Source organism: Streptomyces sp. NBC_00557 (assembly GCF_036345995.1).
In the GTDB taxonomy this organism is placed as follows: Bacteria; Actinomycetota; Actinomycetes; order Streptomycetales; family Streptomycetaceae; genus Streptomyces.
Genome location: NZ_CP107797.1, coordinates 302,573 through 324,833 on the forward strand (window position 1 = coordinate 302,573; position 22,261 = coordinate 324,833).

Here is a 22,261-nt window from a genome sequence, read left to right on the forward strand (position 1 = left end):
TTACGCGGCCGCCTTTCGGTCTCAGTGGCTTCTCGGAAGGGCCGTTAAGGCGCCACTGAGCATCCAGCAGGCTTTCTTGAGCGTCAAGGCATGGGATATCCACCTGCTTCTTCTCCCGAGGCTCACCGCTTGGTCGTTCCGCAGCTCGGTGAAGAGCTTCTTCGCCTTCGCCTTGTCCCACTTCACGGCGTCCTCCTTCGACGTGCGGAAGTCGGTGGTGGCCACGGGGACGTTGAGCTGCCCGCCGCTGCCGCCCGAGACGCTCCTCATCGCCTGGAACAGCGACAGGAGAGTCGGCAGCTCCATGTCCTTGTCCACGACGAGGGTGTCCAGCGCCGCGCCCAGGGCGGGATACGAACGGAACGGGTCCAGCGCGGTGCCCTGCGTGGCGGCCTTGTGGGCGAGGGCGGAGAGGAACTTCCGCTGGTTCGCGGAGCGCCCCAGGTCGCCGTTCGCCTCCTGGTGCCTCTGGCGGACGAACGCCAGCGCCTGGGTGCCCGTCAGGTTGTGACAACCCTTCGTCAGGTCCAGTCCCGACTTCGGTCCTTGATGTGCCGGTCCACGCACATCTTCACGCCGCCTACCGCGTCCACGACACCGACGAACCCACCGAAGCCGATCTCCGCGTAGTGGTCGATGCGCAGGCCCGTGTTCTGCTCGATGGTCCGGACGAGCTGGGCCCACCCAGGGAGTAGGCCGCGTTCAGCTTGTTCTTCGACGCCCGGTGATGCTTGCCGGTGTCCGGATCGAGGTACGACGGGAGGGTCACCCAGGAGTCGCGGGTCGGTACGGCCGCCGCCGGCCGAGCCGGTGTGCAGCTCCTTCCCCGACTGCTCGAACAGGCCGTCACGGCTGTCGGATGCGGCGGACGGTCCGCGACCTGGCTACCTGAACCTGCCCCGCTACACCGTGGCCCCGCCCTCCGAAGGCACCGGCCGCAACCTGCAGGTCGCATGAACGGCAAAAATGTGGGGCCCCGCTGAAACAGCGGGGCCCCACATGCCTGAGTAGATGCCACTGACTATACCCAGCGCTCGCACCGCACGCAGCACCACACTGTCCCTGCAGCATCGAGTGCCCCCGACGTAGCCCACGGCGCGTGCGGGGAGCAGTAGTCAACGAGCTGCACGGCGCGTTCGAGCATGCCGCATAGTCTCGGCAAGTGAACGAGAGCGAGGAGCTGCCTGGTTCTCGTGCGCACGCGAGCCGAGGCTTTGTCCGGGCATGTCGGCGCGGGAGGTGGCGGTCATTCCGCAGCCGTCGACCAGGTCGGCCACCGCCTGCCGCCGCAGTGGCCGCCCGCCCGGGTTCGACGCTGTTGACGCTCGGGGCACACCGCGCCGAACCGTACCCAGCCACGCTGAGCCATCTGCACCGTGTAGCGGATCTGCGGGCCCGGGCGAAAGGCCGGAGGCGGTGGCACCGGCTTCCGTGACACACCACCAAGTGCCTTGCAGTGCCATAGATTGGCCCATCATACTGATCATCAGGAGAGTCGATGCACCTCTTTTCCCTGATCGGCGGGGTCGGACATCACCAGGGCGCGTGGCGCCGTCCGAACAGCCGTGCCGAAGGGGCCACCTCGCTGGACTACTACAGTGACATCGCGGCACTGGCCGAGCGCGGCACGATCGACGCCCTGCTCATGGCCGACGGACTGTCCCTGAACAGCACCCACTTGGCGAGCGGCTGCTTCCCGCACATCGAACCGCTGACCATGCTCTCCGCCCTCGCCGCGCGCACCAGCCGGATTGGGCTGGTGGGGAGCGTGTCGACGACCTTCAGCGAGCCGTACAACGTCGCCCGCCAGTTCGCGACCCTCGACCACATCAGCGCCGGCCGCGCCGCGTGGAACATCGTCACCTCCGGCCATGGCGAGGTGAACTTCGGCGACCAGCCGCTGCCGCAGCACTCGGACCGCTACGAGCGAGCGGACGAGTACGTTGAGGTTGTGACCGCGCTGTGGAACAGCTGGGAGCCCGACGCAATCGTCCTGGACCGCGCGAACGGGGTGTACGCGGACGCCGCGAAGGTCCACAAGATCAACCACGTGGGCAAGCACTTCAAGGTCGAGGGACCGCTGAACGTGTCCCGGAGCCCCCAGGGGCGGCCCGTGCTCGTCCAGGCCGGTTCGTCGGGCACCGGCCGGTCGTTCGCCGCGCGTCACGCCGAGGTGGTCTTCACCGCCCAGCAGACGCTGGCCGGCTGCCAGGACTTCTATAGCGACATGAAGGCCAGGGTACGCGCCGCCGGTCGCAACCCCGAGCAGGTGAAGGTCCTTCCGGGAGTCCACCCGCTCCTCGGCAGCACCGAGGCCGAAGCGCTGCGGATGGAGGACGAGCTTCGCCACCTCATCCGGACGGATATCGGAATGGCGTGGCTGTCCAAGCAGTTGGGCGGCGTCGACCTCTCCGGACTCGACCCGTCGAGGCCCGTTCCGGAGGAACTCCTGCCGGCCGTCGAGACGGTCCAGGAGCGCAGGAGCAGGTACGAGGTTTTCCGGCAGTTGGCCGTGGAGGAGAAGTACAGCATCAACCGGCTGATCGAGGCTGAGGTGATGTCCCAGGGGCACCTCGTGATGGTGGGCGCCCCGGAGCAGATTGCCGATCGCTTCGCGAAGTGGGTGGCGGAAGGTGGTGCGGACGGCTTCATGATGCTTCCGTCCTACCTGCCGGAGGGCATGGAGCTGATCGTGGACGGGGTCATTCCAGAGCTGCGGAAGCGGGGGCTGTTCCGCAGCGAGTACACCGGTACGACCCTGCGTGACCACCTCGGACTCGAGCCGCTTGCCGGGCCGGACGAGCATTAGCGCCGGCGGCCATACCGTGGGTGCGTACGGGACGGCGTGCGTCGTACGCCGTCCCGTACACGGCAGCCCGCCCCACGACCCCCGCCCGTCAGCGCCGCGGCGTGTGGAAGTCGCGCTGATACCACACGAGCGGCGCGGCGGACGTGCCGGTGTGGATTTCCACCAGTTCGCCGAGGACGAGGTCGTGGTCGCCGGCCGGGACCACACCGGCGCCCCGGCAGCGGAATGCGGCGGTCGCGCCGGGCAAGTACGGGAGACCGACGCCCGGCCACGGTTCGAAGTCCCCGGTGGTGGCGAAGCGGTCAGTGTCGCGGGCAGCGAAGGCCCGGGCGATGGCACTGTGTTCCTCTCCGAGGAGGTTGACCACGAACTCGTCGGCGGCGGTCAGCGCCCGATGGCAACTGGACTCACGGCCGATGCCGACCAAGAGCAGCGGCGGCTCCATGGAGACCGAGGTCACGGCGCTCGCGGTGAAGCCCCAGCGGCGTCCGGCCGCGTCGAGCGTCGTGACCACGGTGACTGGGGCAGCCAAGTGCGCCATGGCGTCCCGGAATTCCGCCGGCCCCACGGAGGACGGCGTCGTCCCGGTGGACATGGTCATGGGGTGCTCCTCTTTCTTCGGTCTGTCCGCTGACAGAGCCGGCAGCTCACGAGCCAGGCGTTCTGGCTGCGGACCGAACGCGGCGGGGCCGTGCGTGCGCCGGTGAAGCCGCGCATGCGGCAGGTTCAGGGCCTAGCCGCCGGGCATGGCTGCATGAACGACCGGCCCGGATCGCCTTGCCGAAGTGAAGTGACATGACGTGAGGCGACGTGACGGGAGGCCCGCCAAGTAATTGGCGGTCCAGGGCAATACGCGAAGCCGGAGAAAGTGAACTGGCGTGACGGCCGGGTGCCCGGTCAGACTGCCCCGTCCCGCATCTCGCGCAGCACGTCGGCGAGCCGGTGGACGCCCTCGGTGATCACCTTCTCGTCGGCGCTTAGGCTCAGGCGGAAGCATCGAGTCGCGTGCTCGGCGAGGCCGGGGGTGCGCAGGGGGTCCACGAAGAAGTGCCGCCCCGGTACGACGAAGACTTTTCGCTCCTTGAGCCGGCGGTACAGCGTGGTGTCGTTGAACCACGGATGGTCCACCCACAGCCAGCAGAACATGCCGCCGTCCCCTGAGTGCATGCGCCAGTCGACGTCCGTCGGCAGCACTTCGCCGAGCAGTTCCTCGACGAAACGCTTCTTCTCGCGGTAGTACGGCGTGATCGCGGTGTCGGTGGTGGCGTCCAGACGCCCGTCGGCCATCACCCGGGCGAGGGCGTGTTGGGCGAGCTGGGGCGCGTGCAGGACGGAGTTGGACATGAACGAGGCGAGCGGCCCTATGTACTTCGGGTGGCCGATCGCGAAACCGATCCGTTCGCCGGGCAGTCCGGCCTTCGACGCGGAGAAGCAGTTGACGACGCTGTCGTTCAGCGCCGGCTCGGTGTGCACCTCGGCGATCCGCGGGAAGGGCGCTCCGTAGGCGTTGTCGACGAACAGGGGCGCCCCACACTCGGCCGCGAGTGCCGTCAGCTCGTCCAGGTCGGCACGGCTGAGCGCACGCCCGGTGGGGTTGCCCGGGCTGGAGATCAGCATCATCCCTATGTCGGTGCGGCGCCGCAGCGCTTGAGTGTCGAGGGCGTAACGGAAACGGTGATCTTCCTCGCGGTGGATCAGCGGGGGGACGGCGGCGATGCCGTCCTCGTGCATGCACAGCCCTTGGTAGCCGGTGTAGTCGGGCACCAGGGGCAGCATGATCCGTCGGTCGCCGTGGAGTCCCGGGCCGGCGAAGAGGGCGGCCGCGGCGAAGCAGACCATCTGGCTACCGGGGCCGACGACGATGTTCTCCGGGCCGAGCTCCCAGCCGTACGTCTGGTGGAAGTAGCGGGCGACAGCCTCGACCAGGGCGTGACTGCCGCGGGACGGACCGTAGCGGCAGCCGGCCTCGTCGAAGTCCTCGGCGGCCGATTCCGTCAGGGCGGCCCGCCACATGTCCCGCACCGCGGGGATGGGGGCGGGGTTGCCCACACTCAGGTTGAGCCATTCATCGGCTGAGGCCCCGGCGGTGCTCGCGGCGACATCCTCCATGATGCTGCGCAGACCGGAGAGCCCGGCCATCTTGGTACCGCTCAGCGACAACGGCATAGCTTTCTCCTCAACACCGAGTGGGGAACGGCCCGTGACTTCGTGTCATGGGAGCCGGGAGACCTTGCGTGGCGAACGCCGGGCGGACCGTACGTCACCCACGTCCGGCAGAGCCGTGCGTCAGGAAGACCGGGAGCGGTGCCGGTGCTGTACCGGCCGGCGGACCGGAGTGCCGGCGGCCGGTACGGTCACCGTGGTTCTCCGGCGGCCGCCAGGGTCGACGGGCTGTCGTCGGGCGCGCAGTCGTCGAGATCCGGCCAGCCGTAGAGTCCGCCCTCACCGCTCTGCCGGAGCTGCCGGATGCGCGGTACCAGCAGCACGGCCACGACACCGGTTACGACGAACGCGAGCGCGAGCTCCAGCGTCCGGGTCACGCCGATCGCCTCGGCGAGCGGGCCCGCCGCCGCGTATCCGAGCGGCGCCACCGTGAAGGAGATGAGCCAGTCGTACGACGACACGCGGGACAGCAGCTCCTCGGGGATGAGCTTCTGGACCGCCGTCGACCACAGGCTGTTCAGCAGGGCCACCCCGGCCGCGCCTACCAGCGCCGCCCCCATGATCACGACGGTCGGGGACGGTCCGGTCAGCGCGGCGAGCTGCAGCACGGTCGGCAGCAGCGCCAGGTGCGCGGCGATCAGCGGCCTGCGCGGGCGGTACCGCATGCTGACGGCCGCACCGATAAGGGCGCCGACAGCCATACACGCGCTCACCAGGCCCCAGTTAGCGGCGCCGCCCGCCTGACGGGCGACGATGACCGGTCCGAGTACGGCGAACGCGCTGGAGCCCACGTTCCACACGGCGTGACCGCACAGGGTCACCCAGTACCAGGGGCGGCGGACGACCTCGCTCCACCCGGCGGCGATCTCCGCGAAGATGTGGGTACGCTCGCTGCGCCGTGCCGGCGTCGCGAGCGGGAGGAGCGCCAGAGTGACGGCGCTGACCAGGAAGGTCGCCGCGTCCACCAGGTACACCAAGCCCGGCGAGGCAATCGCGACCGCGGCACCGGCCAGACCCGGTCCTATCACCTGTGCCGCGCCGCGTGACAACTCCATCAGGCTGTTGGCCTGCTGGAGTCTCGCCTTGCTGATGGTCTGCGGCACCAGGCCGGCAATGGCCGGCCTGGCGACGGCTGCGGCAGCGCCGTAACAGAGCGCCGTGACCAGCAGCAGGGTCACGCTGCCGTGACCGGTCAACAGCAGGACGCCTGCGGCTACCTGCACCGCGCACAGGAACAGGTCACTACCCCCAAGCAGCAAACGTCGCGGCAGCCGGTCGGCCAGGGCGCCGCCGACCAGCAGCAGCAGTGTGCGGGCGACCATGGTGGCGGCGATGACGAGCCCGATGTCGGCTGCGCTGCCGCCGGTTGACAGCACCGCGAACGCCAGCGTCACAGGCATCAGCGCGTCGCCGAGTGCCGACGTCGTACGGCCGATCCACAGCAGGCGGAACCTGCGCTCGGCCAGGGCACCGAACTTATCCGAGACGCTCATATCGCACACCGGGGCGCGGGTGAGGCGTTAGCTAGGACTCTCATCGAGGCACCACCGGTTCACACGTCGCGTCAACTGTTCATACCGAGGTGCCAGTTACCCCTCGGATTGCTCTCATCCTGAAGCACGTTCACCTTTGTCCCCGCAACTTCACGAGCCCGGGAAGTGGTGTACACCGTGCCCAACTCCGGCTTGAGGCAGGGCAACTGTACACATGCGGCGGATAGCTGGGGTGGTGAAGACGGGCCACCGACCGGGCGGCCGCCAGCGGACCGCCGGCTCCGAACGGGACCGGCCGGACAGGTGCCGCAGCCGCCCGTCAACGGGCTCCGGTTCCTCAACTCAGCTGCCTGCAAGGGGCGAAGCTGCACGAGGATGCCGTTCCCGGCAAGAGCGGAAGTTCCGCTCCGCTTAATCACTACGTCGTCGGGCGGGGCCACGTCAAGATCTTTGCTGATCCTACGAACTGCCGTATGGTTCCCCGTGTGTTCGTCCAAGGGGGCCGTTTCCTGTCAAGACCTTTCGTCCAGATCTGGCGTAGGTCACCGGCCCTGCCGGAGGAGTGCCGTACCAACCACAGCAGTGCGTCGCCACCAACGGCGGCTGAGGCGGAACCGCGTCAAGCCGGGAGGCGGCCACTTGATAGGCAGAATCGATTCTGTTCAACCGCATCGGGGGATGTTCCATGCTGCTTTTCATCGAGTCCATTCGGACCGGCACCGGAATGTCCCATGTGAAGTGGGCGGCCGAGAACGGCATCGACACCGCCTACATCACTGACCAGCCGCTCGACGCCGCGAAGGCGCGGTACTGCGGCGAGGTCGTCGAGGAACTCGAGCGCCGGGGGCGGGTCTTCCAGGTGCCCTCCACCATGACCGCCGACGTTCCCTCGGACCTCGTCGACCGCATCCGCGAGGCGGGCGGTCCGACCGGCGTCGTGTGCCTGCTGGACCGGAGCGTGGAATTCGCCGCGGTGCTCGCCGAGCGGCTCGGGGCCCCCTACCCCAGCCCGGACGCGGTCCGGACCATCCGCGACAAGCGCTCGGCGCGTAGGTTCTACAGCGAAGCCGGCGTCCCGAACCTTCGTTGGTGCTCGCCCGAGAGTGCGGAGGAACTGGTCGAGTTCGTCGAGCGGTTGGACGTTCCCGTGGTGCTCAAGAACAGCCGCGGGGCGGGCAGCTTCAACGTCACACTGATCCGCACCGCCGAAGAGGCCGTCACCGCCTTCGCCGAACTCAGCGCCGATGTTCCATTTTTCGGCGGCGGACTGCTGGCCGAGGAGTACGTCCGTGGGCCCCTCTACAGCCTGGAAACCCTGATCACCGGCGGCCGTTGTCACCACCTTGGGGTTACGGACCGTCAGATGGGCCCCAACCCTGCCTTCTGTGAGGTTTCCTACAGCTTCCCCGTGCAGGTGCCGGCGTCGGTCGAGGACCGCATGCGGCGCACCGTTGAGACCTGTGTGGCCGCCCTCGAGATCGAACAGGGCATGCTCCACACGGAGTTCGCCGTGTTGGGTGACGATGATGTCGTGATCATCGAGATCAACATCCGGCCCCCGGGCGCCGCGATCCCGCTGATGATGAACGACTGCCTGGAAAGCCCACTCCCCAAGATCCTCGCCGCATCGGCGCTCGGTATCGAGCTGCCGTCACTGAACCAGAACGGCCGGGCGTCCACCACCATGACGGTGCACCCGCCAGTGCGCGGCAAGCTCAGAGCCCTGCACGGCGTCGAAGAGGCCGTGCACGCTCCGTTCGTCGCCCAGGTCCTGCCCGGAGCGCAGATCGGCGAAGAGGTGTTCCCGCCCGTCGACTACCGGGGCGCGCTGTGCCAGATCCGCACCGTCGCCGACTCGGTCAACCTGTCCTACAACGCGGCCGTGGCCGCCGCGCGCGACGTCTGGGCGGAGGTGGAGTGATGACGCAGCAGACGGCGGTCACCTGCCGCCCCGCCCCCGGACCGCTGTCGAGCGCATCGGAGGACGGCCGGCCGGGCCCCCACCGGGCCTGCTGACCGCGCTCCACGCTAACCCGGCACCCGGCCCGTCCCCGAGTGCCGTCCCCAAGAGATTTCCGGCTGCCCGGGCCCGGGCAGCCGAGCGCCTCGGCACGGGCGGAGATCACCGGCCGGGTCCAGGCGCGTAGCGCGCCGTGTGACGAGGCGGTCAGCCATCCAGCACGACGGCTGCCCGGGGTCCAGGGCCGCACGCCCGCCGCCGCCAGGCCAGCCGCACACCGTCCGTGACCATCCGCCGGCGCTCAAGCCTTTGCCGTGCGCCGGGCCGCATGCCCGCCCTCCCGACCACCGCTGCGCGCAATCACGCCTGCCCCGACACGGAAATCGAGCTCCGTCGCGCCACCGGCGCGGCACGAACAACAAGGATGAACCATGTCGCAAACGTCAACCGCAACCAAGCTGAACGTGCGTCCGGCCGCGGGCTATATCGGCGCGTACATCGACGGCATCGACCTCAAAGCCGACCTCGACGACGCCACGATCGAAGAACTGCGCCAGGCCCTGTACACGCACAAGGCGCTGTTCTTCCGCGACCAGCACCTGGACCACGCCTCGCACGTCGCCTTCGCGCAGCGCTTCGGCCCCCTCGCGGTACGCGCCCGGATCCAGGACACCGAGGAGCTCAACCCGTTCCCGCAGATCCTGACTATTTCGCCGCAGCTCGACAAGAAGCTGGTGGGCGCCGACTACGAGGCGGTGTTCCGCAGCAAGTGGGTGTCCAGCATCAGCGGCTGGCACGTCGACGCCTCGCAGGTGGTGAACCCGCCGGCGATCGCGTTCCTGCGCGCCGACGCGGTCCCGCCGTTCGGCGGTGACACGCACTGGACGAACCTGGTGGCCGCCTACGAGGGCCTCTCCGAGCCGATCCGGAACATGATCGACGGGCTCCAGGCCCTGCACACCTTCTGGCCGGCCCAGCAACTGGACCCGCGGAACCCAGTCGAGAAGAAGGCCCTCGACATGATCGGGAACGAGCGGGAGGCCGTGCACCCGGTGGTGCGCGTGCACCCCGAGACCGGCGAGAAGGCCCTCTTCGTCAACCCGTCGCGTACCGCCCGCATCCTGGGCATGAACCCGGTCGAGAGCCGCCGGATCCTCGACTTGCTCTTCGAGGAGCTGACCCGGCCGCAGTACACCTGCCGGTTCGCCTGGGAGCCGGGATCGTTCGCGGTGTGGGACAACCGCTCCACCGCGCACCTGGCCGCCGCCGACATTGACCACCTCACCGAGGAGGGCCACGTTCGCATCATGCACCGGACGTCGACCGTCGGTGACATCCCTGTCGGCCCGGACGGCTTCACCTCGTACGCGCTGGCGGGCGTGCCGCTGGTCGAGCCGAAGACGGACAGCGACGAGGCGTCCGCGCAGGAAGCCCGGTGAGCACCGCCCGGACCGTCGTCACGGCCGCGGCGCCGGAGGTCATCCCCGGGTCGCTGACCCGGGCGGCCGACGCCGCCGCGGTCTTCGACCGCTACCCGCAGTACCGGGCCGGAATGCGCTGGGTGGAGGAATTCGTCACCCAGCCGCACCCCGACCTGGGCCGGTCCGGGGCGGTCTGTCCGCGGCTCGCGCCCGCCATCCGCGCCAACACGGTATGGCTGGTCGCGCTCACCGTGCACGCAACGACCCCCGCCGATGCCGCAGAGGCAGGCCGACTGCTGCTCGACGTGTTCGAGGAGGTCGCAGCCGGGCCGCAGTGGTCGACCGCCGCCCTGCTCGGCTTCTTCCCCGGCCTGCCGCGCGAGCAGGCGGCCGGCTTCATCGACGGCGGGCACGGCCTGCTGCGGCCCGAGGCCGTCGAACGCGGCCTGATGCTGGGCGAGTTCCACGCAGAAAGCACCGTCGGCGGTGTACACAACCGGGCGTTCCCGGTGATGCAGTGCCCGGAGCCGATGTTCGCCGTCCGTGCCATGACCCCCCACGACCTGCTGTTCGCTGATCAGCCCGGCACCTCGCCGGCCGACCGGCTCAGCTACCTCCTGGCGTACCAGCGGTACATCGGCCCCCGGCTCAGCTTGGCGGCGCGGGAAGGCCTCGAGGCCAAGGTGAGTGCCGCCCGTCAAGCTCTTTCATCGGGAGAGTCATCGTGACCCTGCATCCCCCGGCCGCCCTCGCCGAGCCGACGCTCGCCGCGGCTCTGGAGACTGCCTACCACGAACACCGGACCTCGGACGCCGTCGTCACCGCGTCCGGGTCGCTGACCTACCAGGACCTGGCCGAGAAGGCACACGCCGTCGCCGCCGGCGTACGTGCTGCGGGCCCCGCCTCGTCCGCCCCGGCGGGGCAAGCCCCCGTCGTGGCCGTGGTCCTCGAGCGCTCGCCCGAGTTCGTCGCCACTGTGCTGGGCGTACTCGCCGCCGGTGCCGTGTACTTGCCGCTCGACCCGGACGCGCCGGACGCCTTCCTGCGCGACGTGTTCGCCGAGGCCCGGCCGGCGCTGGTCGTCACCACCGTCGACCGGGCCACCCGGCTGCGCGAACACACGACCGCGCCGATACGGGCGTACCAGGACCTGATCGCTCAGCAGCCGACGGCACCGCCCACGGACGCGACGGTCGACCCCTCCCAGCCGGCGTACGTGATCTACACCTCCGGCTCGACCGGCGCGCCCAAGGGCGTGCTGGTTCCGCACAGCGCGCTGCTGAACTCCACGGCGGCGCGGGCCGACTGGTTCGGCGCGGCCGGCCGGGTGCTGCTGCTGCACTCACCGGCGTTCGACCTCACCACCGGCGTCCTGTTCTGGACGCTGCTGACCGGCGGCACCCTGATCATCGACCCGGTCGGCCTCACCGACGTCGCCCGGACCGTCGACCTCGTGCACGAGCACCGCGTCACGCAGCTGATCTACCCGGCGTCGCTGTATAGCGTCTTCCTCGATCGCGCCGCGAGCCGGCCCCCCACCACCCTCCAGGCCGTCGGCGTCGGCAGCGAGCGGTGGAGCCCCGCGGTGATCGAGCGGCACGCCCGCCTGCTGCCAGACACCTCCCTGCTCAACGAGTTCGGCCCGACCGAAGCATGCGTCGTCTCCAGCTACGGCCTGGTCTACGACGCCGCGACCCGGCAACAGACGCCGATGACCATCGGCCGACCGGTACGCAACACCGGCTACCTCCTCCTCGACGGCGACGGCCAGCCCACCACCGGCAGTGGCGAACTGGTGATCACCGGCGCCAACCTGGCGCTCGGCTACCTCAACCGCCCGGAACTGACCACCGAGCGGTTCCTCACCATCGACGGCGAACGCGCCTACCGGACCGGCGACCTCGTCCAGCAGGACCCCTCCGGCGCCTTCATGTTCCTGGAGCGCGCCGATCGGCAGGTGCAGGTCGGCGGGCACCGCGTGGAACCGGGCCACGTCGAGTCCGTGCTGATGGAACACCCCCGCATCCTCCAGGCCCACGTCACCGGACGTGCCACCTCGGCCTCCGGGTCGACCTCGCTCGTCGCCTACCTGGTGCCGGTGCCGGACGCGGGCCCCGGCCCGTCGGCTCCCGGATCCGGGGCAGACGGTGCCGACGAGGCGTCGCTCCTCGCCGACTGCGACCGCTATCTGCGCGAACGGGTTCCGGCGTACCTCGTCCCCTCCGCATACGTCGTGATCCACGAACTGCCCCGGACCGCGGCCGGCAAAATCGACCAGGCGCGGCTGCCCGACCCGGCCGCCGACCCGGCCGGCGCCCGGCCGGCCGACGCCCTGGAAGAACAGCTGGCGGCCGCGGCCGCGGCCATCCTCGGCGTGCCGAACGTCCCGGTGGACCGGTCGCTGCTCATGCTGGGCGCGAACTCGCTCGCCCTGATCCAGCTCGCCGCCGTCGTGGCCGGCCAGCACGCCGTCGACCTTCCGGTCAGCGCCCTGTTCGCCACCCCGACCATCACGGACATCGCCGCCCTGGTCCGTGCCGGGACCCCGTCCGACCGTCCGCGGATTCAACCCGGCACCGCGCCCACCGAGACCGGACCGGACGGTGCCGCCGGCTATCCGCTCAGCGGCCAACAGGAGCAGATCTGGGTCCTGACCCAGCTGACCCCGGACGCGCTCGCGTACAACACCCAGTTCTCCCTGCAGATGCACGGCCCGGTGGACATCACCGCGCTGCAGCGGGCGCTGTCGCACATCGTGTCCCGGCACGAGATCCTCCGCTCCACCTTCCACGACGGATCCAACGGGCCGATCCAAGTCGTCCACGAGCCCTGGCAGGTGAAGGTCGAGGTCGTCGACCTCACCGGCCTGCCCGAACAGGACCGCGACGCGGAACTCACGGCCCGGATGCGCGCCGAGGTCGCCGTCGGCTTCGACGTCGCCACCCTGCCACTGGTGCGCTGGAACCTATTCAGGCTCGCCCCCGACGAGTGGCGGCTGCTGCAGGTCGAGCACCACTTCGCGCACGACGGCTGGTCAGCCCAGTTGTTCCTGGCCGAACTCCGCGACGCCTACGACGCAATCGTCGCCGGCCGGCAGCCGCAGCTGCCGGTGCTGCCCGTGCAGTACCGGGACTTCGCCGCCTGGCACCACGCGTGGCGCAACAGCGGCGACTACGCCGACCAGGTCGCGTACTGGCGTCACGAGCTGTCCGGCTGTCCCCGCGACGGCGCGACGTTCGCCGCGGACCGCTCCCGGCCGGTGGCCCGGTCGTATCGCGGCGGCCGACTGAGCGCGCACATCCCGGCCGAAGTCATGAACGGCCTCGACGAGCTGGCCGCTCGGCATGAGGTGAGCCGTTTCGCGGTGTTCCTGTCGGCATTCGCGCTGCAGGTGTGGCAGCACACCGGCGAGGAGGACATCGTCCTAGGGTCGGCGCTGGTCAACCGCCGCCAGCCCGGCACCGACCGGCTCCTCGGGATGTTCGTCAACGCGCTTCCGCTGCGCGTGCGCATCGACCCGGCCGGCTCGCTGAGCGAGTTCCTGCGCGCGACGATGAACGTCGTACTCGGCGCGCAGGACCATCAGGAACTGCCGCTGCTCGACCTGCTGGCCCGCCTGGACCTGCCGCGCGACCCCGGCCGGAACCCGCTGTTCAACCTGATGTTCGCGTTCCACGACACCCCCCGGCCGCACCTGCAGATGGGGCCTGTGCAGGCAAGCCTGGTCATCGAGCACAACGCGTCCGCCAAGGGCGACATCAACGTGGTGTGCGTACCCGACCCGCGCCTGCCCGACGGGAGCGGACTCGGCGGGATGACCATCCTGTGGGAGTACGACACCGACCTGTTCGACGCGGACACTGCCCGCGAACTCCTCGACGGGTTCGAGACGGTGCTGAGCTTGCTGTCGCGCTCGGCCGACAAGCCGGTGCGCGAACTGGACCTGCTGGGTGCCGCGCAGACGCAGCAGGTCCTGGCCATGAGCACGGGCCCGGCCGACGAGGTGCCGTACGACACTCTGCACGCCGGCTTCGCAGCCGCAGTGGCCGACCACCCGGACGCGGTCGCCCTCGAGCACGCCGGATCATCGTGGACGTACCGTCAGCTCGACCGGCACGCCCAGGACCTCCAGCAGCGGCTCACCGAGGCGGGGCTGGCGGCCGGCGAGGTCGTCGCGATCACCTGCCCCGCCGGCCTCGGCCTCATCACGGCGATCCTGGCCACGCTGCGGGCCGGTGCGCTCTACGTGTGCATTGACCCGGCGCAGCCCCCGGCCCGAACCAGCGCGATGTACGAGGACGCCGCCCCGAGCGTCGTCGTCGCCGACCGCGCCGCCCTGGCCGGTGCGACGCCGTCCGGCGCGCCCGCGGGTGTGCCCGTGGTGTACGCCGACGACCTGTCCGACGGCACGGCACCGGACACCGGCGCCCCCGCCGAGGCGGACGTCCGTCCCACCGACGGCGCGTACCTCGTCTACACCTCGGGCTCCACCGGAACCCCGAAGGCAGTCCTGACCAGCCATGCCAACGCGTGCGCCGCGGTACACGCCCGTACCAGGTACCTCCAGGCGGTGGGCACGGACTCCGGTGCGCCGGTCAAGACCCTGATCACGCTTCCGGTGATCTTCGACGTCGCACCGCACATGATGCTCTGGACACTGTGGTCGGGCGGCACCATCGTGGTCCCGGACACCGCCGACCACGCCCGGGACCCCGACCGCATCCGTGCACTCATCGAGCGGTGCGAGGTCACGCACGTCAACTTCACCGCGTCGTTCTACCGGCAGTTGGTGCGGACCCTGCCGGCCAGCTGGCAGTCACGGCTGCGGGTGGTGGCGATCGGCGGCGAGGCGTGCAGCCCGGACGACATCCGCGAACACGCCCTCCGCGTGCCCGACGCCGCCCTGGACAACGAGTACGGCCCGACCGAGGGCACCGTCTGGTGCTCCGCCGAGCGCCTGCACCCGGCGGCTCCTGGCGCAGGGACGCGGGTCAGCGTCGGTGGGCCGCTGGCCAACTACCGCATGGTGGTGCTGGATCCTGACGGGCGCCTGCTGCCCGCTGGTGCGGCCGGCGAGCTGTACATCGGCGGCCCCGGGGTGGCCGTCGGCTACCACCGCCGCCCCGAGCTGACCGCTAAGCGGTTCCTTGCCCCGACGGCCGGACCGCTCGCGGGGCAGCGCCTGTACCGGACCGGTGACCGGGCCCGGCTGCGGGCCGGGAGGTTCGAGATCCTCGGACGCCTCGACGACCAGGTGAAGATCCGCGGGTTCCGCGTGGAGCTCGGCGAGGTCACCGCCTGTCTGCTGAAGCACCCGGACGTCGCCGACGCTGCGGTGCTGCTGAGAGAGTCCGGTGGTACGCAGCGCCTGATCGCGTACGTCGCCGCCTCGGCTGGCAGCGCCGTCGGTCCGGAGCATCTTCGGGAGTGGGCGGCACAGCGCCTGCCCTCGTACATGCTTCCGGCCTCCTTCGTCCTCATGGACCGGCTTCCGCGTACGTCCACCGGGAAGATCCAGGCGTCGCAGCTGCCGGAACCGCCGGAGCAGACCGGTTCAGGCCCGGCCGCCGAGCCGGAGACGCCCCGTCAGCAACTGCTGTTGCAGGTGTGGCGGGAAACCCTCCAGCAGCCGCGCGTCGGTCTCGACGACGACTTCTTCGCCTGCGGCGGCGACTCGCTGCAGGCGATCCGGGCCGCCGCCCGAGCCCGGGCCCTCGGTGTGGACGTGAGCGTCGCGGATCTGCTGACCGCACCGACCGTCCGCGCCCTGGACCACCTGATCACCCACCGCCCCGACAGCGACGTCGTCGCGGTGACCGAACGCCGCCCGGGCGGGACCGTGCTTCCGCTCACGGCGATCCAGGCCTGGTTCTTCGATCAGCGGTTCGCCGAACCGGACCACTTCCATCAGGCGCGCCTGTTCGAGATGGCCGACGACGGCGACCCGCAGATGCTGCGCGCGGCGCTGGGTTGGGTGATCCGCCGTCACGACGCGTTCCGTACCCGGTTCACCCGCGACGCGGACACCTGGAAGGCCGTCCTCGACGAGGAGACGGCCAGTGATCTGCTGAGCGAGCACACGGTGCCGGACGGCGAGCAGCCGCTCGAGCAGCGGCTCGACGCCCTGCTGCGCGGTCTGCACCGTCACATCGTCATCGAGGGCGGCCGGATGGCGCACTTCGCGCTGGTGCGCGACCCGGGCAGCTCCCGTACCTGGGTGTACCTGATCGCGCACCACCTGATCATCGATGTGGTGTCCTGGCAGATCCTCACCGACGACATCGAGTGGGCCCACCGGGCGCTGCGGGAGGGCCGGGACCTTCCCGACGGCGCGGCACCGGGCATCCCCGCCGAGGCCACTGCGGCGCCTGCGTCTGAGACGCACTGGGAGACGCTGGCCAAGGCACACAAACCGGTGCTCTCCGGTGCCGGAACGGCCGCCGCAGCGGCCGGGGCCGGAGACCGGATCCGGGTGAACTCCCGTCTGTCGCACCGAGTCGCCACTTACCTGGGACAGGAGACCCGTCGGCTGCACGACATCAGTGCCCAATCGGTCCTGCTGGCGGCGCTGCACCGCGCGCTGGCCCCGCACAGCGACGGCCCGGACCTGTACGTGTGGCTGGAGGGACACGGCCGGACCCAATCCGGTGAGGGCGGCCTGGAAAAGGCGGTCGGCTGGCTGACATCGCTCTACCCCGCGCTGCTCACCGACCTCGACGCGGACCCGGCGCGCCTCGTCGACGCCGCGGCCGCCGTCGACCGGCAGCTCGCTGCGGTCCCGGACGCCGGTACCGGCTTCGGTCGGGCGCGTTACCTGCACCCGGACTCGCTGCTCGGCAGGCAGCTGAGCTCCATCGCATCGCCCCAGGTCACGTTCAACTACCTCGGGGGGCACCAACTGCCCGGCAGCGGCCATGTGCTGAAGCCGGCCGCGGCTCCGGAAGCGGCGACCATCGCCGCCGCCAACGTGTTGCCGACCCCGCTCGACGTGACGGTCGCCCCAGCCGCGGATGGCACGGTGATCTGCTGGCTGTCCGTGGACCCGGCGCTGCTGTCCGCCGAGGAGGCGACGCAGGTCGCCGACCGGTTCGCCGCCGAGGTGGAGCGCGCCGCCCGGATGGTCCCGCTCACCACCGCGCCGGTCGACCGGCCCGCGCGCACCCTGTTCATGATCCACCCAGTCGACGGGCGGATCGACTGGTATGCGCCGATGGCCGGTGTGCTCGGCCGTGGCTGGGACTGCTACGGCCTGCCGCACGACCACACCTGCGAGAGCACGACGATGCACGCGCTGGCCCGCCGCTACCTGGACCAGATCCGCGCGGCGAAGCCCTCCGGCCAGTACACCCTGGCGGGCTGGTGCATGGGTGCGCCGCTGATCTACGAGATTGCGCGCCAGGCACACACGGACGGCGACGGCGACCGCATCGACGACCTGATCGTGATGGACCCGACGCCGGCCGAGCCGCCAGCGAACCCGGACGCCGCCCTGGTCGACCACGCACACGTCGAGCTCCCGCACCAGACGAAGCCCGCGATCGCCGAGGCACTCGCCGCGACCCGGCAGCTGCCGATCCCGCAGCGTGCCGCGGCGCTCGTCGACCTGCTCGGTCCGAACGGGCCGGGAGCTCCCGACCACCAGCTGCTCGGCAAGCTGCGGATGCGGCTGAGCTTCCACGCGGCGATGGACGCGTGGAAGCCCACCGGTCAGGTGCCGCGGCTGACGCTGTGCCTGCCCGAAGTCGTCACGGCGGGCCACGAGAAAGCTCCCGAGGGCTGGCGTCCACTGGGCGCCACCATGGCCATCACGACGATCCCGGGCGATCACGTCAGCATGCTCAGCGCCGCAGAACTCCACCAAGCCGTGGATGCGGCGGACGCCGGCCGCACGCAGCACACCGGGGAGGGCTCATGACCACGACACCCGAGGTGCGCGCGCTACGCCCCGGCATCTGGCCCGCCACAGCCGAACAGGGCCCGGACGGGGTTCTGTCCATCGGCGGCGTACCGGTGACGGACATAGCCGAGCGGTACGGAACACCCGCGTACGTCTTCGACGAGGCCGACTTCCGGAAACGCTGCACCACCTTCCGTGAGGCGTTCCACGACTTCGACGTCTACTACGCGAGCAAGGCGTTTCTCACCCGCACCAGCGCCCGCATCGCCAAGGAGACCGGCCTGAGCCTGGACGTCTGCACAGAGGGCGAACTCGCCTACGCCAAGGCCGTGGACTTCCCGGCCGAGCGCATCCTGCTCCACGGCAACAACAAGTCAGAGGCAGACCTGGCCGCGGCCCTCGCGTACGGGGTCGGGCGCATCGTCGTCGACTCCGCCGAGGAACTCGACCGGCTCGAGGAACTGGTGCCGCGCTTTCCCGGCAGCAGGCCCGGAGTGCTGCTGCGAGTCACGGTGGGAGTACAGGCCGACACCCACGCGTACATCGCCACCGCGCACGAGGACCAGAAGTTCGGTTTCTCGCTGGTCAGCGGCGACGCCGAGCAGGCGGTGCGCCGGGTGGCGGACAACAGCCTGCTCGAACTGCGCGGCCTGCACAGCCACATCGGCTCGCAGATCCTCGACACGGCCGGTTTCGAGGCCGCCGCAAAGCGGCTGGCCGAGCTGCGGGCCCGGCTGGCCCAGGACGGCATCGAGCTGCCCGAGCTCGATCTCGGCGGCGGCTTCGGCATCGCCTACACCGAAGACGACGTGCCCACTCCGGCCAAGGAAATGGCCGACATCCTGCGGACCGTGGTGGAGAAGGAGTGCGCCGCGCTCGGGGTGTCGATGCCGCGCCTGGCCATCGAGCCGGGCCGCGCCATCGCCGGCCCGGCAGGGGTGACGCTCTACCGGGTCGGCGCAGTCAAGCACCGCGCGGGCATCCGCACCTTCGTCGCGGTCGACGGCGGCATGAGCGACAACGTGCGCACCGCGCTGTACGACGCCGCATACTCCGTGCAGCTTGCCGGGCGCGTCTCGGACGCGCCTCCCGCGCTGGTCCGCGTCGTCGGCAAGCACTGCGACGCCGGAGATGTGGTAGTGCGCGAGGACCACCTGCCGTCCGACGTCCGGGCCGGCGACCTGCTCGCGGTGCCAGGCACCGGCGCGTACTGCCGCAGCCTCGCGCACAACTACAACCAGATCCCGCGACCGCCCGTGATCGCGGTGACTGAGGGCCGGGCGCGCGAGATCGTGCGCCGCGAGACGGTCGAGGATCTGATGCGCCTCGACGTCGGCTGATCACCAACCCGCCATGGCGGCCCCCGGCCGCCGTGGCGGCAGCACCTGCCCCCAGTCGTGCCAGCAAGGAGCCAGGATGACCAAACAGCGTCCCCAGGATGCGTACACCAACAGCATCGAGTCGCCGACGTACCAAAGCGCCTCCTACTACTTCAACAACGCGGAGCACGTGAAGGACGGCCTGCACAACAGGTCGGTGCCCGCGGGGCGCTACGGCCGGTACTCCAACCCCACCTGGATCGAGGTGGAGAACAAGCTCAGCGAACTCAGTGGTGCCGAGAGCTCCTTGGTCTTCGCCTCCGGGATGGCCGCGCACGTCACTGCGTTCCTCGCGCTGCTCGAGGCGGGCGACGAGGTGGTCTTGCCGTCCGAGTCGTACCGGCAGGTGCGCAACGTCTTCCACCACATCCTGCCCAAGTTCGGCGTCGTGGTGCACGAGTTCTCCATCCGGGATCCCGAGGCATTCATCGAGAACGTCGCGGCGCTGCGCGGGCGGATCAAGCTTGTCCACCTGGAGATGCCCTCCTCGCCGCACATGTACCTGATCGACGTGGCGCGGGTGCGGGCCGCCGTCGGACCGGACGTGATCCTCACCCTGGACAGCTCGTTCTCACCGCCGCCGAACTACTACGCCCTGCAGTGGGGCGTGGACCTGGTGCTGTTCAGCGCCACCAAGTACCTCAGCGGACACGGTGACATCGTGGCCGGGGTGGCCTCGGGACGCGAGGAGCTGATCGAGAAGCTGCGCTGGTACCGGGATACGACGGGACCCATCGTCGACGGCAACACCGCCTTCCTGCTGCGCCGCAGCCTCTATACGCTGCAGCTGCGCATGGAGCGGGTCAACGCCATGGGTCTGGAGGTCGCGCGCTTCCTGGAGGGGCACCCGGCCGTCGACCGCGTCTACTACAACGGCCTCGAGTCGCACCCGCACTTCAAGCTGGCGCAGCAGTACCTGAACGGCTTCGGCGGGGTCATCACCTTCGAGCTCAGGATGAGCGAGGAGCAGACCGCCGAGGTCGTCGACCGGCTGCGCGTGCCGTTCATGGCCTCGAACTTCGGCGCACCGCACACTCTGGTCGAACAGAGCACGTTCTTCACGTACTTCGAGTACTCCGACGACGAGCTGGTGAGCATCGGGGTCCCGCGCGGCACGGTGCGGCTTGCCCTCGGTTTCAGCAACGAGGCCGCGGACATCGTCAAGGACCTCGACCAGGCGCTGTCCCACGTCTTGTCCAGGGCCGGGGGTTCCGCCGCGTCCTGAGCCATCGGCCGCCCACACTGCTCCGTTCCGGCCGTCGGTGCCGCCGTGTTCCGGCGGTCAGCGCAGGGGCGGTGGCCGGCGCCTGCGGCGGGAGGTTCGGACGAGGTGCAATTCGCCGCCCAGCGGGCGAACGTGTGCGGTGCGGTACCATCTCGTATGGCGTAATGGAAGTCAACGCCTGTGCAGCACCGTGCAGGTTGGGTCTGTGGTTACTTCGCTGCCGATTCGGCTGCGCGCGCGAGCACTGTCCCGCCGGTGTGCCCGCTCTCAGTTTCCCGAGAGCGCATTCTTCCGACTGTGCGCTACCGGGCGGCGACAATCTGCACTGCCCGCACGAGCCTCGCCAATTTCACCGGTAGTGGTTTGCAGGCTCCTTTCTGGAGACGACGTGAAAATCCTCCCCGAAATCTCTCGTACGCTGAGTGAATACCTCCTCATCCCCGGCCTGACCACAGAGGACTGCACGCCGGACAATGTGGATCTCGGGGCGCCGCTGGTGCGTCACCAGGTCGGCGAGGAGTCGGCCGTCCGGATCGCCACACCGATGGTGAGCGCCATCATGCAGGCGGTGTCCTCGCCGACGCTGGCGGTGGCCCTGGCGCAGGTCGGCGGGCTGTCGTTCATCCACCAGAACCAGCAGATCGAGGACCAGGCCGCGGACGTCCTCGCGGTGAAGCGGCACAAGGCCGGCTTCCGAACCAGCGAGGTCACCGTGGCGCCGCAGACGCCGCTCGGCGAGGTCACCCGCCAGCTCTCGGAGGCCGAGCAGGGCGTCGCCGTGGTCACACGGAGCGGCGAGACGGACAGCGAGTTCCTCGGCATCATCAGCCTCGACGACTTCCACCTGGAGCGGCACGGGGCGTCCGAGACCGTCGGCAACCGGATGCGCGGCCGCGACACCCTGATCACCGCCGAAGCCTCGGTCACCCTGTCCGAGGCCAACGAGCTCATCTGGCAGCACCACTTGGACGTCCTGCCGGTACTCGAGGACGGCAGGGTCGTCTCCCTGGTCCTCAAGCGGGACTACCAGGCTCACAAGACGTACCACCGGGCGTCGGTGGACGGCGAGAAGCGTCTGCGGGTGGGCGCCGGCATCAATTCACGGGACTTCAAGGACCGCATTCCCGCCCTGGTGGAGGCCGGCGCAGACGTGCTGTGCCTGGACTCCTCCGACGGTTACTCCGTGTACCAGGCGAAGACCCTCGAATTCGCCCGGGAAAAGTACGGTGACGATGTGTTCGTCGGTGCGGGGAACGTCGTCGACGGCCGCGCCTTCCGTTATCTGGCCGACGCGGGCGCGGCGTTCGTGAAGGTGGGCATCGGCGGCGGCGCCATCTGCACCACACGGGCCCAGAAGGGCATCGGCCGTGGGCAGGCCTCCGCACTGCTCGCCGTGGTCGAGGCGCGCGACGCCTACGCCCAGGAGACCGGGGTGTACGTGCCGCTGTGCTGCGACGGCGGTCTGCTCAATGATTCGCACATGGCGATCGCCCTGGCGATGGGCGCGGACTTCATCATGCTCGGCCGCTACTTCGCCCGGCTCGACGAGAGCCCCTCGCGCAAGCTGCAGATCGGCGGCCAGTGGTACAAGGAGTACTGGGGCGAGGGCTCGCGGCGCGCGCAGAACGCGGCCCGCTACGGCCAGCGCGGCCAGATGGTCTTCGAGGAGGGCGTCGACGGCTACGTCCCCTACGCGGGCAGCCTGTACGACAACGTGGAGCGCACCCGGGCGAAGCTGATCTCCACCATGATCAGCTGTGGGTCGACGACCCTGCGGGACTTCCACCGGGACGCGGTGCTGGTCCCGGTGTCGGCGGAGTCGTTCAAGCAGACCGGCGCCGAGATCGAGGTACGCCGGCCCGCCATCGACGCCGGGGAGTAAAGGGCCGATCGGACGGCCCCGTGCCCTCGGCC

General features: G+C 70.1%; 11 protein-coding genes and 1 pseudogene. 8 read left to right on the forward strand and 4 right to left on the reverse strand.

The annotated features are described in order from the left end of the window. Positions 1-21 precede the first annotated feature (21 nt). Positions 22-842 (reverse strand): annotated as a pseudogene (locus OG956_RS39990) (LCP family protein). Between the two features lie 656 nt (positions 843-1,498). On the opposite strand from OG956_RS39990, the gene OG956_RS39995 reads away from it, so the two are divergent. Continuing rightward, complete coding sequence (locus OG956_RS39995) at positions 1,499-2,809, forward strand: LLM class flavin-dependent oxidoreductase (protein ID WP_330343274.1); 1,311 nt, start codon at positions 1,499-1,501, stop codon at positions 2,807-2,809. A gap of 88 nt (positions 2,810-2,897) precedes the next feature. On the opposite strand, the gene OG956_RS40000 is transcribed toward OG956_RS39995, so the two are convergent. The 3 genes from OG956_RS40000 to OG956_RS40010 form a co-directional block, all read right to left on the reverse strand. After that, entirely contained in the window at positions 2,898-3,410 is a 513-nt protein-coding gene (locus OG956_RS40000; protein ID WP_330343275.1) for a flavin reductase family protein, read from the reverse strand. 296 nt (positions 3,411-3,706) lie between these two features. Continuing rightward, positions 3,707-4,975, reverse strand: coding sequence for a valine--pyruvate transaminase (locus tag OG956_RS40005; protein ID WP_330343276.1), 1,269 nt, complete (start codon positions 4,973-4,975; stop codon positions 3,707-3,709). Between the two features lie 188 nt (positions 4,976-5,163). Further along, positions 5,164-6,465 (reverse strand): MFS transporter, encoded by a 1,302-nt coding sequence (locus OG956_RS40010; protein ID WP_330343277.1) that lies wholly within the window; start codon positions 6,463-6,465, stop codon positions 5,164-5,166. 733 nt (positions 6,466-7,198) lie between these two features. Between OG956_RS40010 and OG956_RS40015 the strand changes: the two genes are divergently transcribed. The 7 genes from OG956_RS40015 (at position 7,199) to OG956_RS40045 (ending at position 22,229) form a co-directional block, all read left to right on the forward strand. Beyond that, on the forward strand, positions 7,199-8,386 hold the full coding sequence (locus tag OG956_RS40015; RefSeq protein WP_330343278.1) for an ATP-grasp domain-containing protein: 1,188 nt from the start codon (positions 7,199-7,201) through the stop codon (positions 8,384-8,386). 470 nt (positions 8,387-8,856) lie between these two features. Continuing rightward, entirely contained in the window at positions 8,857-9,864 is a 1,008-nt protein-coding gene (locus tag OG956_RS40020) for a TauD/TfdA dioxygenase family protein (protein WP_330343279.1), read from the forward strand. Beyond that, entirely contained in the window at positions 9,861-10,574 is a 714-nt protein-coding gene (locus OG956_RS40025; RefSeq protein ID WP_330343280.1) for a DUF6875 domain-containing protein, read from the forward strand. The genes OG956_RS40020 and OG956_RS40025 overlap by 4 nt, the downstream gene beginning before the upstream one ends. Beyond that, positions 10,571-17,761, forward strand: a complete 7,191-nt coding sequence (locus OG956_RS40030; protein ID WP_330343281.1) for an amino acid adenylation domain-containing protein — start codon at positions 10,571-10,573, stop codon at positions 17,759-17,761. Before OG956_RS40025 ends, OG956_RS40030 begins: the two co-directional genes overlap by 4 nt. Continuing rightward, on the forward strand, positions 17,758-19,083 hold the full coding sequence (gene lysA, locus OG956_RS40035; protein WP_330343282.1) for a diaminopimelate decarboxylase: 1,326 nt from the start codon (positions 17,758-17,760) through the stop codon (positions 19,081-19,083). Before OG956_RS40030 ends, lysA begins: the two co-directional genes overlap by 4 nt. A gap of 76 nt (positions 19,084-19,159) precedes the next feature. Next, complete coding sequence (locus tag OG956_RS40040; protein ID WP_330343283.1) at positions 19,160-20,347, forward strand: PLP-dependent transferase; 1,188 nt, start codon at positions 19,160-19,162, stop codon at positions 20,345-20,347. Between the two features lie 388 nt (positions 20,348-20,735). Beyond that, positions 20,736-22,229, forward strand: a complete 1,494-nt coding sequence (locus OG956_RS40045) for an IMP dehydrogenase (RefSeq protein WP_330343284.1) — start codon at positions 20,736-20,738, stop codon at positions 22,227-22,229. Positions 22,230-22,261 lie beyond the last annotated feature (32 nt).

Excerpts from the sequence above, each read along its gene's own strand:
- OG956_RS40000 (WP_330343275.1), bottom strand. The coding sequence starts at position 3,410 with ATGACCATGTCCACCGGGACGACGCCGTCCTCCGTGGGGCCGGCGGAA.
- OG956_RS40005 (WP_330343276.1), bottom strand. The coding sequence starts at position 4,975 with ATGCCGTTGTCGCTGAGCGGTACCAAGATGGCCGGGCTCTCCGGTCTG.
- OG956_RS40020 (WP_330343279.1), top strand. The coding sequence starts at position 8,857 with ATGTCGCAAACGTCAACCGCAACCAAGCTGAACGTGCGTCCGGCCGCG.
- lysA (WP_330343282.1), top strand. The coding sequence starts at position 17,758 with ATGACCACGACACCCGAGGTGCGCGCGCTACGCCCCGGCATCTGGCCC.
- OG956_RS40040 (WP_330343283.1), top strand. The coding sequence starts at position 19,160 with ATGACCAAACAGCGTCCCCAGGATGCGTACACCAACAGCATCGAGTCG.
- OG956_RS40010 (WP_330343277.1), bottom strand. The coding sequence starts at position 6,465 with ATGAGCGTCTCGGATAAGTTCGGTGCCCTGGCCGAGCGCAGGTTCCGC.
- OG956_RS39995 (WP_330343274.1), top strand. The coding sequence starts at position 1,499 with ATGCACCTCTTTTCCCTGATCGGCGGGGTCGGACATCACCAGGGCGCG.